Raw genomic sequence first — 12,662 nt, 5'->3', positions numbered from 1 at the left:
CGGGCGGGCGGCCACACTGGGGTGATGCAGTGCACGCCTCACCCGGTCCGCCTTCCCGGCGTGACCGGGGTGACACCTGAACGGGGGCTCGACCTGCCGGTGGGCGGACGGTGACGGCCCCGGTGCGCACCGTGCTCGCCGACGTCGCGCGGGCCGGCCCCTTCTTCTCCGTGTCCACCGACCCCGCCGAGTCGGCCGACCCGACGTGGCGGCCCCTCCGGGAGCTGGTCACGACACCCGGTGCGCTGGGGGAGCGGATCGCGCACGTCCGCCGGGTGCTGTCCGAGCAGGCCGGAGGCACCGTGGAGGAGCGGGTGGCCGCGTCGATCGCGCTGCAGGGCCTGGCCGCCCGGCTGGTGTCCGCGCCGCTCGCGGCCGTCGCGCTGCACGGCGTCCTGCCCGACCTCGGCCGCGACGCCCTGCACTGGCGGGTCTCCCGCACCGGGCCCTGGCCGTTGTGGACGGACCCGGACCGCCCGGCCCGGGACCCCGGTGAGCTGCCGGCCCTCGTGGCGGAGGAGATCGCGGAGCCGCTGGTCGAGGTCGTGCGGGCGCTGGTGCCGGTGTCGCCGAGGGTGCTGTGGGGCAACGTCGCGTCGTCCGTCGCGGGCGCGAAGCGCGTGCTCGGCACGGAGCGGCCGGAGGCGGCGATCCGCGCCGCCGAGCTCGCGGCCGCGGTCCTCGACCACCCGCTGCTCGCCGGGACGGGGGAGCGGCGCCCGCCCGGGCCGCCCGACCGCGGCTGGACCTTCCGCCGTCGCTCCTGCTGCCTCTACTACCGGCTGCCGGGCGGCGGCACCTGCGGGGACTGCTTGCTCTCCCGCTCCGCCTGAGGGACGTCGAGGAGGACGTCGGCGACCGTCACCCTGACGACGGCGTCGAGACCGGTCTCGGCGCGCACCCGCGCCGCGACCGCCCGCTGCACCGCGGCGGAGAGGTCGCGGGCGTTGTGCCCGAGGGTGGTGACGAGGGTCAGCGCGATCTCCGCGCGGCCGTCCTGCACCGCGGCCGACGCCCCGGCCGCCGACAACGCGTCGCCGGCCGACCGGTCGCCCAGCAGCGAGCCGGCCAGCCCGAGCAGCGTCTGGGCCAGGTCCGGCCGGAGCGCGACCACGCCCGGCACCTCCCGGGCGGTGGCCGCCGCGATCCGGGCGACGACGGCGTCGCCCACCGTCAGCCGCACCGGCGGGGTCACGGCTCGTCCCACAGGTCGACCACCGCGATGTCCACGCTGCGCACCGGCACCCCCAGGGCCTGCTCGCCCGCCGCCACGACCATCTGCCGCACCCGCGCCGTGACCGACGCGAGGTCGACGCCGAACCGGGCCGTCACGGTGATCGCGACGGTCACGCCGAACGGGTCCGCCCCGCCCCCGTTCGTCGCCGCCCCGTCCCCCGCCGCGCCGTTCGTCCCGGTGCGACCGGACCCCGACCCGACGGGCTCGATCCGGCAGCTGCGGGCCCGCATCCCGTCCATCCCGTCGACGACGTGCCGCAGCACCCGGGCCGCGGCGGCCCGGCTCAGCCGCGCGGGGCCCGCGGGGGAGTCGAGCGCCAGCAGGTCCTGCGGGCGGAGCTCGGCGGTGACGGTGTCGATCACCGCCTGCATCACGCCGTCGAGCACCGAGGGCGGCGGCACCGGCCGCTCCGCCGCCATCCGGTGGACCACGCCGTCGAGCCCGAGGGCGTCGGCGGCCGCGGCCCGGCAGTGCGGGCAGTCCCGCTCGTGCGCGTCGAGGGTGCCCTCGACCGCGTGGTCCCAGACGTCGGCGGCGTCGCGGCCGCAGGCCAGCGGCTCGATCCGCTCGTCCGCCGGTCCGGCGGCCCCGAGCGTCTCGCCGGCCGGGCCGCCGGGGACGGTCCTGCCTACCTCCACGACCGCATCACCTCCGCCAGCCCGCGGCGGGCGCGGTGGATCCGCCCGCGGACCGCGGTCTCCGACGCGCCGGTGATCTCCGCGATCTCGGCGTAGCCCAGGCCCTCCAGCTCGCGCAGCACGAAGCAGGCCCGCTGCTCGTCCGGCAACGTGCGCAGCGCCGCCCGCAGCGCCGCGAGCCCGGCGTCGACCTCGGCGGCGTGCTCGGGCGCGCCGGCCTCCGGCGCGGCCAGCCGCTCCGGGGCCACCTCGGCCACCTGCTCCACCGACACCGTCGCCCGCCGGCGGCGCAGCAGGTCGAGGCACCGGTTCGTCACGATCCGGTACGCCCAGGTGGTGAAGGCCGAGTCGCCGCGGAAGCGGTCGAGCCGGCGCCAGGCGTCGAGCAGGGACTCCTGCAGCGCGTCCTCGGCGTCGGCGGCGTTCCCGACCAGGCGCAGCGCCAGCCGGTACAGCGCGGCCTGGTGCCGCTGCGCGAGTGCGGAGAAGGCGCGGACGTCGCCCTCGCGGGCCCGGACGACGAGCGTGGTGTCGTCGAGCTCGCGCTCGGCGGGGGTGGGCTCGGGCTCCCGGGGCACGGCCGGGACCCGGGGCGGCGGGCACACGTCCTCCCGCGCCCCCCTCGTCCGCATCGCCTGCACCACGGTCCCGTCCGACAGCCGTTCCCCCGACGACGCCGACAGTATGACCTCTCGTGACGCCGGTCACGAGGGTCGTGTGTCGGGCGGGGGCCGGGGGTAACCGCTCCGCGAGCCCGACGCTAGCGGCCGGACGGACCGGCCGCGCGGCGGGCGCACGAGTCCGGGAGGTTCACCAGATGAGCATGAAGGACAAGCTGGACAACAAGACCCAGGAGCTGTCGGGCAAGGCCAAGGAGGCCACCGGCCGCGCCACGGACGACGAGCGCCTCGAGGCCGAGGGCCGCACCGACCAGATGGGTGCCGACCTCAAGCAGGCCGGCGAGAAGGTCAAGGACGTCTTCAGGCGCTGACCACTTCAGGCGCTGACCCACCCGCCGACGGCGGCGTCCCGGGCTTCCGGGGCGCCGCCGTCGCGCGTGCGGCGCTAGCGTGGCCGGCGTGTCCGCGCAGCTTCCGGGGCAGCCGTCCGAGCGGCCGCTGCCCGAGCGGGTCGCCGCCGCCGTGCTGAGCCATCCCGCCGTCGTCCGGCTGGACGGCGGACCGTTCGGCAGCGTCGCCTCCTACCTCCCCGGGCGCCGCGTCGTCGGGGTGCGCGCGGGGGAGGGCGCCGCGGCGGGCGAACCCGTCGAGGTCGCGGTGGTCGTGCGCTGGCCCGCCGGGACCCCGCTGCCGGAGCTGGCCGAGGAGATCGCCGCGCGGGTGCGCGGCGTCGCGGGGGAGCGGCCGGTCGACGTGACCGTCGCGGACCTCGTCCCCGCCCCGATCACCGCGCCGGCCCCCGCGCCGGTCCCCGGGGCCCTCGCGGAGCCGGCCGGCGGCGGTCCGGCCACAGGGCCCGGACCGGCCGGAACGCCCGGCACGCGTCTCGCCTAGACTCGCCCGGACACGTGCCCGGCGCGCGTGACCGCCCCTCCCTACCCGGTTGATGCGGCGTCGTGCCGCCGGTCGCCCGAGTACGAACCGAGCAGGGCCCCGCCACACAGCAGAGCCACCAGCAGTCCGAGGAGTTCCACCGTGAAGAGCACCGTCGAGCACATCGGCCCGACACGCGTCAAGCTCACAGTCGAGGTGCCGTTCGACGAGCTCAAGCCCGACTTCGACCGCGCGTACAAGAAGATCGCGCAGCAGGTCCGCATCCCCGGCTTCCGCCCGGGCAAGGCGCCGGCCCGCATCCTCGACGCGCGGCTCGGCCGCGGCGTCGTGCTGGACGAGGTGCTCAACGCCGCGGTCCCGGCCAAGTACTCCGAGGCCGTCGCGGCCGCGGACGACGTGAAGCCGATCGGCCAGCCGAACATCGAGGTCACCGAGCTCGCCGACGGGGACAAGGTCGCGTTCACCGCGGAGGTCGACGTCCGCCCGGAGATCACGCTCCCGGAGCTGGACGGCATCACCGTGCAGGTCGACGACGTCGAGGTGACCGACGAGCAGGTCACCGAGCAGCTCGACCAGCTGCGCGCCCGGTTCGGCACCCTGACCGGCGTCGAGCGCGCCGCCCAGGCGGACGACTTCGTCCAGATCGACCTCTCCGCCGCTGTCGACGGCAAGGAGATCGAGGAGGCCACGACGACCGGGTACTCGTACCAGGTCGGCCAGGGCGGCCTCATCGACGGCATCGACGAGGCCATCACCGGCCTGTCCGCCGGCGAGGAGAAGACCTTCACCTCGAAGCTCGTCGCGGGCGAGTACGCGGACCAGGACGCCGAGGTCACCGTCAAGGTCACCGCGGTCAAGGAGCGCCAGCTCCCCGACGCCGACGACGAGTTCGCCCAGCTGGCCAGCGAGTTCGACACCCTCGACGAGCTCACCGCGGACCTGCGGGAGCGGCTCGGCCGGGTGCGCCGCATGGAGCAGGTCACCCAGGCCCGCGACAAGGTGCTCGACGAGATCGTCGACAACACCGAGGTCCCGCTGCCGGAGAGCATCGTCGAGGCCGAGGTCGAGTCCCGGCACCACGACGCCGTGCACGCGTTCGACCACAGCGACGAGCAGTTCGACGAGTTCCTCGAGAAGCAGGGCAAGACCCGCGAGGAGTTCGACACCGAGACCCGGGCCGAGGCCGAGAAGTCGGTCAAGACCCGCCTCGTGCTCGACGCGCTGGCCGACGCCGAGGAGGTCCAGGTCGGCGACCAGGAGCTCACCGAGCGGATCATCTACCAGGCCCAGCAGTACGGCATGGCGCCCGAGGAGTTCGTCCAGCGCATCCAGCAGGCGGGCCAGCTCGGCGCGATCTACTCGGACGTCCGGCGGAGCAAGGCGCTGATCGTCGCCGTCCGCGCCGCCACGGTCACCGATGCCGCGGGCGAGCCGGTCGACCTGTCCGACCTCCTCGGCCCGGAGGAGGGCGCCGCCGTCGCCGTCGACGCGGAGGAGGCCCCGGAGGCAGCCGCCGAGGCCGCCGACAGCGCCGCCGGCGCGACCGACGCCGCCGCGGACGAGGCCGCCCCCGAGGTCGTCGAGGCCCCGGCCGCGGACGACTCGACCGACGCCGCGGTGGGCACCGAGGCTGCGGGCCCGGCAGCCGGCAAGGCCTGATCGCGCGCGCCTGACCTGCGCGGACGGGTGGTCGCTGCGCTGTCGGCGAACACGCGCCGTGTCCGCGGACGCGGCGTGCCGTGGCCGCGTAGGGTCGGGATCGAAGCAACGGGACGGGCCGCCGGCGGGACACGATCCCCCGGCGGCCCCCCGGAGAAGACGACCCCCGAGTGACGCCAGCAGAAGGCAGGGTGAAGTGAGTCAGCAGGACACCGGCCCGCGGTCGACCGCGGACCGCCTCGTGGAGGACCGCCGCGCGCTGCAGATGCGCTCGGCCCCCTCGAGCATGACGCTGTCCGACTCGGTGTTCGAGCGGCTGCTGCAGCAGCGGATCGTGGTGCTCGGGCAGCAGGTCGACGACGAGATCGCCAACCGGATCGCCGCGCAGATGCTGCTGCTCGCCGCGGAGGACCCGGAGGCGGACATCAACCTCTACATCAACTCGCCGGGCGGCTCGGTCACCGCGGGGATGGCCATCTTCGACACGATGGAGTTCATCCCCTGCGACGTGGCCACCACGGCGATGGGTCTGGCCGCGTCGATGGGGCAGTTCCTGCTCTCGGCGGGGACGCCCGGCAAGCGCTTCGCGCTGCCGCACACCCAGATCCTGATGCACCAGCCGTCGGCCGGCGTCGGCGGCTCGGAGTCGGACATCCGGATCCAGGCCGAGCTGTTCCGCCGGCACAAGCAGGAGATGGCGGAGCTGATCGCCGGGCACACCGGGCAGACCGTCGAGCGGATCACCCAGGACTTCGACCGGGACCGGTGGTTCTCCGCGCAGGAGGCCCTGGAGTACGGCTTCGTCGACCACGTCATCTCGCGGGCGGGCGACCTCCCGCAGCCGAGCGAGAACGGGAGCTCGTCGTGAGTGGATTCCGGATGCCGGAGAGCCGGTACGTGCTGCCCTCCTTCGTGGAGCGCACGAGCTACGGGGTCAAGGAGTCGAACCCGTACAACAAGCTCTTCGAGGAGCGCATCATCTTCCTCGGGGTGCAGATCGACGACGCCTCGGCGAACGACGTCATGGCGCAGCTGCTCTGCCTCGAGTCCGCGGACCCGGACCGCGAGATCTCGATGTACATCAACTCGCCCGGCGGCTCGTTCACGTCGCTGATGGCGATCTACGACACCATGCAGTTCATCCGCCCCGACATCCAGACCGTCTGCCTCGGGCAGGCGGCGTCGGCCGCGGCCGTGCTGCTGGCGGCGGGCACCCCGGGGCGGCGCCTCGCGGTGCAGAACGCGCGCATCCTGATCCACCAGCCGGCCACCGAGGGCTTCTACGGCCAGGTGTCCGACCTGGAGATCCAGGCCGCCGAGATCACCCGCATGCGCAAGCTGCTGGAGAGCACCCTCGCGCGGCACAGCGGGCGCACGCCCGAGCAGGTGCACGACGACATCGAGCGGGACCGGATCCTCACGGCCGAGGAGGCCAAGGAGTACGGGATCGTCGACGAGATCATCCAGAGCCGGAAGCTGTCCGCGGTCGGCTGAGCGGTGCTCGCCACGCGAGCACCCGCACCGCCGTCGGTGCACCGGGGCCGTCGCAGGACGGCCCCGGTGCACCCCGCACCTCCCGCACCAGTTGCGGGGTGAACGCATAACGACCGCCTGCCGACCCGATTCCGACAGGTCGCCGCGATCCTTCGCAGCGAGGGGCTCCGGCAGGTACCGTCATGACGACGTGGGCACGCCCGGACGAGGGCGGGCCGGATGGGACTGGGGCTGCACTCATGGCACGCATCGGTGACGGCGGTGACCTGCTGAAGTGCTCTTTCTGCGGGAAGAGTCAGAAGCAGGTCAAGAAGCTCATCGCCGGGCCCGGCGTCTACATCTGCGACGAGTGCATCGATCTCTGCAACGAGATCATCGAGGAGGAGCTCGCCGAGACCGGCGACGTGAAGCTCGACGAGCTGCCCAAGCCCGCCGAGATCCACGAGTTCCTCGACCAGTACGTCGTCGGGCAGTCGGCCACCAAGCGCACGCTCTCGGTGGCGGTCTACAACCACTACAAGCGCATCCAGGCGGGCGACCGGGCCCGGGGCGACGGCGACGGCGTCGAGCTGGCCAAGTCGAACATCCTCATGCTCGGTCCGACCGGTTGCGGCAAGACCTACCTCGCGCAGACCCTCGCCAAGCTGCTGAACGTGCCGTTCGCGATCGCGGACGCCACGGCGCTGACCGAGGCCGGGTACGTCGGCGAGGACGTCGAGAACATCCTGCTCAAGCTCATCCAGGCGGCGGACTACGACGTCAAGCGGGCCGAGACCGGGATCATCTACATCGACGAGGTCGACAAGATCGCCCGCAAGTCGGAGAACCCGTCGATCACCCGGGACGTCTCCGGCGAGGGCGTGCAGCAGGCGCTGCTGAAGATCCTCGAGGGCACCACCGCCTCGGTGCCGCCGCAGGGCGGGCGCAAGCACCCGCACCAGGAGTTCATCCAGATCGACACGACGAACGTGCTGTTCATCGTGGCGGGTGCGTTCGCGGGCCTCGAGAAGATCATCTCGGACCGGGTCGGCCGGCGCGGGCTGGGCTTCGGCGCGGAGATCCGCTCGAAGTCGGACCTGGACAACTCCGAGAGCTTCGCGGACACCATGCCCGAGGACCTCATCAAGTTCGGGCTGATCCCCGAGTTCATCGGCCGGCTCCCGGTCGTGGCCTCGGTGACGTCGCTCGACAAGGACGCCCTGGTCAAGATCCTGACCGAGCCGCGCAACGCGCTGGTCAAGCAGTACCGCAAGCTCTTCGAGATGGACGGCGTCGAGCTCGAGTTCACGGACGACGCGCTCGAGGCGGTCGCCGACCAGGCGATCCTGCGGGGCACCGGCGCCCGCGGCCTCCGCGCGATCATGGAGGAGGTGCTCCTCCCCGTCATGTACGACATCCCGAGCCGCACGGACGTGGCGAAGGTGGTCGTGACCGAGGAGACGGTGAAGGAGAACGTCAACCCGACGATCGTGCCCCGGCGCCCGCAGCGCCGGGAGCGGGGCGAGCGCTCCGCCTGAGCGACACCTACCGCGGAACGCCCGCCCTCCCCGAGGGCGGGCGTTCCGCGTTCTCGGGCCGCCCGCCCGGCACATGATCGGTCTCTGCGTGCAGTGAGGGCTGCCGGGGCAGCCGTCACCGCACACTCTCGGCGATCATGGTGCGCTGCTCAGGCGCTCAGCTTCTCGATCTCCTCGGGCGTGTAGCCGAGCTCGGCGAGGACCTCGGCGGTGTGGGCGCCCAGGGCGGGGACCTCGGCGTCGAGCGGCGGGGGCCAGGCGCTGGAGTCGACGGGCGGCACGGCCATGGGCACCGCCTCGCCCCCGGGCACCGGCACGCCGACGAACCGGGCGCGGGCGACGAGCTGCGGGTGCCGGGGGAGCTCGGCGACGTGCCCGACCGCGGACCAGGCGATGTCGGCCTCGTCGAGCAGCGCGCCGAGCCGCTCCTGCGTGAGCCCGGCGAAGCGGGCGTGCAGGAGGTCGTGCAGCGCGTCGCGGTGCTCCACCCGCGCCCGCACCGAGGCGAAGCGCTCGTCGACCGCGACCGCCGGGTCGCCGAGCACGGTCGTGCAGAGCCGCAGCCACTCCCGCTCGTTCTGCACGGCGAGGTGCACGGCGCCGTCGGCGCACGGGAAGGGGCCGTACGGCGCGATCGAGGGGTGGTGGCCGCCGGAGCGCGCCGGCGCCCGCCCGGTGCCGAGCGCGTACAGCATCGGCTGGTGCATCCACTCGGTGAGCGCCTCGAGCAGCGAGATCCGCAGCGTGGCGCCCTCGCCGGTGCGCTCGCGGTGGAACAGCGCCGCCAGCACCGCGGACTGGACCTGCACCCCGGCCGCGATGTCGGCGACGGAGATGCCGGCCCGGGCGGTCACGTCGCCGTCACCGGTCAGCTCGAGCAGACCGGCCTCGGACTGGATGAGCGCGTCGTAGGCCTTGCGGCCGGCGGCGGGCCCGCCCTCGCCGTACCCGGACAGCTCGCAGGTGATCAGCGAGGGCCGACGGCCGCGGAGGCTGTCGCCGTCGAGCCCGAGCCGGGCGGTGGCGCCGGGACCGAGGTTGGCCAGCACGACGTCGGCGGTGTCGACGAGCCGGTGCGCCGCGGCGAGCCCGTCGGCCGACTTGAGGTCGAGCACCACGGAGCGCTTGCCACGGTTGATCCACGCGAAGTACGAGGAGACGTCGCCGCAGGCCGCGTCGTAGCCGCGGGCGAAGTCGCCGCCGCCCGGCCGCTCGACCTTGACGACGTCGGCGCCGAGGTCGGCGAGCAGCCGCCCGGCGTAGGGCACGGAGACGGCGTGGTCGAAGGACACCACGCGGATCCCGGTCAGCGGTGCACTCACCCGTCCACTCCACCACACGAGGGGCACGGGCCCGAGGGTTGGCCGCCGTGCCGAGGGGGAATGCCTGGAATTGCCGCGTCAAGTACCGCGACATACGGTTCGGCCCGCACAGGCACGGAGGTGGTCGCATGTCGGGAACGCCGGGGTTCCTCTCGCGGGAACGGATCGTCGCCCCACCGGGCTGGAGCCGCTGGCTGGTCCCGCCCGCTGCGCTGTCGATCCACCTCGCGATCGGCCAGGTCTACGCGTGGAGCGCGTTCAAGGGCTCCCTCGAGAAGGGCCTGGACATCAGCGGCGTGCTCAGCGCGCTGCCGTTCACCCTGGGCATCGTCATGCTCGGCATCTCCGCGGCGGTGTTCGGCACGAAGGTCGACACGAACGGCCCGCGCTGGGCGATGGCCGTCGCGTCGGCCTGTTTCGCCACCGGCTTCCTGGTCTCGGCCCTCGGCATCTGGCTGGGTCAGTACTGGCTGGTCGTCGTGGGGTACGGCGGCATCGGCGGGATCGGGCTGGGCATCGGCTACATCTCGCCCGTGTCCACGCTGATCAAGTGGTTCCCGGACCGGCCCGGCCTGGCGACCGGCATCGCGATCATGGGCTTCGGCGGCGGCGCGCTGATCGCCAACCCGTGGACCGCGTCGATGCTGTCGGCCTTCGGCGCCACCGGTAACGACCCGAACCCGAACGGCATCGCGCTGGCCTTCCTCATCCACGGCGTGGTCTACGCGGTCTTCATGACGATGGGCTGGCTGCTCATCCGCGTCCCGGCCGCCGACTGGAAGCCCGCGGGGTGGGACCCGGCGAAGCAGAAGGCGCGGGCGATGGTCAGCACCGCGAGCGTCTCCGCCGCGAACGCCATCAAGACGCCGCAGTTCTGGCTGCTGTGGATCGTGCTCTGCTTCAACGTGACCGCTGGGATCGGCATCCTGGAGAAGGCGAACCCGATCTACCAGGACTTCTTCCGCGACGCCTCGCCGGCGCAGACGCTCGCCGCCGCGGCCACGGCGTTCGTGTCGATCCTGTCGCTGGCCAACATGCTCGGCCGGTTCGTGTGGTCCACGGTCTCGGACCTCATCGGCCGCAAGAACATCTACCGGCTCTACCTGGGCGTCGGCGCGCTGCTCTACCTGGCGCTGACGTTCATCGGCGAGGGCAACAAGGCCGTCTTCCTGATCTGCACGATGCTGATCCTGTCGTTCTACGGCGCCGGCTTCTCGACGATCCCGGCGTACCTGCGCGACCTGTTCGGCACCTACCAGGTCGGCGCCATCCACGGCCGGCTGCTCACGGCCTGGTCCACGGCCGGCGTCCTCGGGCCGATCATCGTCAACGCGATCGCCGACGCCCGCTCGGACGTCGCCGGCCCGTCGAAGTACACGCCCGCCTTCCTGGTGATGATCGTGCTGCTGGTCCTCGGCTTCGTCGCGAACGAGCTGGTGCGGCCGGTCGCCGACAAGTGGCACGAGCCCGAGCGGGCGGCACGGAGCGAGGAGGAGGCACGCACATGAGCGCGAGCACACCGGACCGCACGGGTGGCCCGCCCGTCGCCCTCGTCGTCCTGGCGTGGGTGTGGGTGGCGGCGCCCTTCCTGTACGGCCTGATCGCGCTGCTCACGAAGATCCCCGCCTTGTTCTCCGGCTGACCCGCACGGGGGTTCGGCCGCGGTGCGCCGGGGTACCTTCCCGCCGTGAGTGACGACGCGAAGGCCATGTCGGAGTGGATCACCGCCGTGTCCCGCGAGCTGGGGCTCGAGGGTCAGGTGGACAGCGAGAAGAGCGTGGACGCCGTGCTCGACCTGACGTCGGACGTCGCGCACGGCGTGAGCCGGCCGGCCGCGCCGGTGACGGCGTTCCTGATCGGGGTCGCCGCGGGCCGGGCGCAGGAGCCGCAGGTCGCCGCCGCGGACTACGCGCAGAAGATCTCCGCCCTCGCCGAGGGCTGGGACGCCGACACCGAGCGCGGTGTCCCGTCGAACGACCCCGACAACCGCGGTTAGCCCGACACGTCCAGGTGCGCCAGGACCTTGGTCGGGCGCACCCGGACCAGGAGTTCCCCGGGGACCCCGTTGCGCTTCCCGAACTCCTCCGCGCGGTCGGCGCCCATGTAGCGCCCGCCCAGCGCGGTGGCGGTCCGGAGCAGCTCGGCGGGGTCCTCGCTCGTCTCCGCCACGCCCTGGACCTGCACGAACGCGTACGGCGGCGCCGGCAGGTCGACCGCCAGCGCGACCCGCGGGTCGCGGGCGAGCGCCCGCCCCTTCGCCGTGTCCCGCCCGGTGTTGAAGATCAGCGTGCCGTCCTCGACCAGGAACCAGACCGGGGCGGCCAGCGGGCGGCCGTCCGCCGCCGTCCAGGCGAGCACCCCGGTGCGGGTGCCGTGGTTGAGGAACTCGACGATCTCCGGGGTCAGCTCTGCGCTCATGCGGCCAACCTAGATCGGGAACCGGACGACCGCCCGCCCCGCTCGGGGCCGCCCGGACGGTGGTGCGCGCGCCGGCGACGGGTGCGGCCGACCGGCGCCCGGCGTGAGCCGCCCGCCCGCCGCCGCGCGCTACCGTGACCGCGTGCGGACGGTGTCGGCGATCGGGAGGGCGGCGCAACGGCTGGTCTCGCGGCCCGTGCCGGTGCCCGTCGCTGCCGTGAAGGTCCTGTCCGGCGAGCGCCGGCCGCTGATCGGCGAGGCGCTGGGGGAGCAGCGGCACGCGGGCACCCGGCTCGACCAGGTCGACGGCACCACGTGCGGCAGCGCCGTGCTCCTCGCCCTCGCCACCTGGGCCGATCCCGCCGAGCTGGAGAAGCTGGAGCTGCGGGAGACGGACGCGAGCGGCATCGTCCGCGGCTTCGCCGCCCGCTACGACGCGCGCCAGCGCGAGATCCACGCCGCGACCAACCGGCTCTGGCCGCGAGCGCTGGGCACCACGCCGTGGGGCTTCCTGCGCTGGCTGCACACCCACGCCCCGGGCGCGGGCCGCTACCGCATCCGGTTCGTCGACGACGCCTCGGCGACGGACGTCGACACGGCGATCCGGGAGGTCGAGGCGGCCCTGGCCGCCCGCCGGCCCGTCCCGCTGCTCGTCGGGTCGCTGGTGCCGCGGCACTACTGCCTCGCCCTGCGGATCGCCGACGACGGCACCTGGCGGGTCTACGAGCCCACCAGCGGCACCGTCCGCGCGCTCGACCCCGGCCTGGTCCGCGCCCGCGCGCTCGCCCCGGTGCTCGGGTTCGCGCACCTGCACGTCGTGTTCCTGCCGCTGCGGGGCCGCTGATCGGCGCGACGACCGGGCG

Annotated in this window: 16 protein-coding genes; 11 read left to right on the top strand and 5 right to left on the bottom strand. The window is 73.9% G+C overall.

The genetic code is table 11. The features are described from left to right. Positions 1-110 precede the first annotated feature (110 nt). On the top strand, positions 111-833 hold the full coding sequence (locus tag PKE99_RS06055; protein WP_156067384.1) for a (2Fe-2S)-binding protein: 723 nt from the start codon (positions 111-113) through the stop codon (positions 831-833). On the opposite strand, the gene PKE99_RS06050 is transcribed toward PKE99_RS06055, so the two are convergent. Genes PKE99_RS06050 through PKE99_RS06040 form a run of 3 tightly spaced genes read right to left on the bottom strand, consistent with a single transcriptional unit; the run spans position 776 to position 2,507 of the window. After that, positions 776-1,195 (bottom strand): Asp23/Gls24 family envelope stress response protein, encoded by a 420-nt coding sequence (locus PKE99_RS06050; RefSeq protein WP_037043307.1) that lies wholly within the window; start codon positions 1,193-1,195, stop codon positions 776-778. The two genes, PKE99_RS06055 and PKE99_RS06050, sit on opposite strands and share 58 nt — an antisense overlap. Beyond that, entirely contained in the window at positions 1,192-1,875 is a 684-nt protein-coding gene (locus PKE99_RS06045) for an Asp23/Gls24 family envelope stress response protein (protein WP_037043308.1), read from the bottom strand. The genes PKE99_RS06050 and PKE99_RS06045 overlap by 4 nt, the downstream gene beginning before the upstream one ends. Next, on the bottom strand, positions 1,866-2,507 hold the full coding sequence (locus PKE99_RS06040) for an RNA polymerase sigma factor (RefSeq protein ID WP_081924004.1): 642 nt from the start codon (positions 2,505-2,507) through the stop codon (positions 1,866-1,868). The genes PKE99_RS06045 and PKE99_RS06040 overlap by 10 nt, the downstream gene beginning before the upstream one ends. A 185-nt stretch (positions 2,508-2,692) precedes the next feature. On the opposite strand from PKE99_RS06040, the gene PKE99_RS06035 reads away from it, so the two are divergent. From PKE99_RS06035 to clpX, 6 genes are all read left to right on the top strand, one after another. Beyond that, positions 2,693-2,866, top strand: coding sequence for a CsbD family protein (locus tag PKE99_RS06035; RefSeq protein WP_037043311.1), 174 nt, complete (start codon positions 2,693-2,695; stop codon positions 2,864-2,866). A gap of 88 nt (positions 2,867-2,954) precedes the next feature. Further along, on the top strand, positions 2,955-3,389 hold the full coding sequence (locus PKE99_RS06030) for an Asp23/Gls24 family envelope stress response protein (protein ID WP_231498133.1): 435 nt from the start codon (positions 2,955-2,957) through the stop codon (positions 3,387-3,389). Positions 3,390-3,530: 141 nt separating this feature from the next. Next, positions 3,531-5,048 carry a trigger factor gene (gene tig, locus PKE99_RS06025; protein ID WP_051737127.1) on the top strand — a complete coding sequence of 506 codons (1,518 nt, stop codon included), beginning with the start codon at positions 3,531-3,533 and terminating at the stop codon, positions 5,046-5,048. Between the two features lie 265 nt (positions 5,049-5,313). Continuing rightward, complete coding sequence (locus tag PKE99_RS06020) at positions 5,314-5,916, top strand: ClpP family protease (RefSeq protein WP_051737195.1); 603 nt, start codon at positions 5,314-5,316, stop codon at positions 5,914-5,916. Between the two features lie 11 nt (positions 5,917-5,927). Next, positions 5,928-6,542, top strand: a complete 615-nt coding sequence (locus tag PKE99_RS06015; protein ID WP_081923958.1) for an ATP-dependent Clp protease proteolytic subunit — start codon at positions 5,928-5,930, stop codon at positions 6,540-6,542. 239 nt (positions 6,543-6,781) lie between these two features. Next, positions 6,782-8,059, top strand: coding sequence for an ATP-dependent Clp protease ATP-binding subunit ClpX (gene clpX / locus PKE99_RS06010; RefSeq protein WP_037043315.1), 1,278 nt, complete (start codon positions 6,782-6,784; stop codon positions 8,057-8,059). A 149-nt stretch (positions 8,060-8,208) separates the two neighbouring features. Here clpX and PKE99_RS06005 read toward each other — a convergent pair whose 3' ends face one another. Next, entirely contained in the window at positions 8,209-9,381 is a 1,173-nt protein-coding gene (locus PKE99_RS06005; RefSeq protein WP_197040545.1) for a CaiB/BaiF CoA transferase family protein, read from the bottom strand. A gap of 128 nt (positions 9,382-9,509) precedes the next feature. Here PKE99_RS06005 and PKE99_RS06000 point away from each other — a divergent pair, with 128 nt between their 5' ends. The 3 genes from PKE99_RS06000 to PKE99_RS05990 are packed head-to-tail and all read left to right on the top strand — an operon-like array spanning position 9,510 to position 11,377. Then, complete coding sequence (locus tag PKE99_RS06000) at positions 9,510-10,889, top strand: OFA family MFS transporter (RefSeq protein ID WP_037043319.1); 1,380 nt, start codon at positions 9,510-9,512, stop codon at positions 10,887-10,889. Then, a complete protein-coding gene (locus PKE99_RS05995) occupies positions 10,886-11,023 on the top strand; it encodes an MFS transporter small subunit (RefSeq protein ID WP_197040546.1) in 138 nt (45 codons plus the stop codon). The genes PKE99_RS06000 and PKE99_RS05995 overlap by 4 nt, the downstream gene beginning before the upstream one ends. 45 nt (positions 11,024-11,068) lie before the next feature. Continuing rightward, on the top strand, positions 11,069-11,377 hold the full coding sequence (locus tag PKE99_RS05990; RefSeq protein ID WP_156067386.1) for a DUF6457 domain-containing protein: 309 nt from the start codon (positions 11,069-11,071) through the stop codon (positions 11,375-11,377). Here the strand turns inward: PKE99_RS05990 and PKE99_RS05985 are convergent. Beyond that, entirely contained in the window at positions 11,374-11,799 is a 426-nt protein-coding gene (locus tag PKE99_RS05985; RefSeq protein WP_037043322.1) for a PPOX class F420-dependent oxidoreductase, read from the bottom strand. The genes PKE99_RS05990 and PKE99_RS05985 overlap by 4 nt on opposite strands. Before the next feature lie 142 nt (positions 11,800-11,941). Between PKE99_RS05985 and PKE99_RS05980 the strand changes: the two genes are divergently transcribed. Next, positions 11,942-12,643 carry a hypothetical protein gene (locus PKE99_RS05980; RefSeq protein WP_156067388.1) on the top strand — a complete coding sequence of 234 codons (702 nt, stop codon included), beginning with the start codon at positions 11,942-11,944 and terminating at the stop codon, positions 12,641-12,643. Positions 12,644-12,662 lie beyond the last annotated feature (19 nt).

This window comes from Pseudonocardia halophobica (assembly GCF_027922425.1).
GTDB lineage: Bacteria > Actinomycetota > Actinomycetes > Mycobacteriales > Pseudonocardiaceae > Pseudonocardia > Pseudonocardia halophobica.
This window is presented reverse-complemented; position numbering and strand designations above follow the sequence as displayed.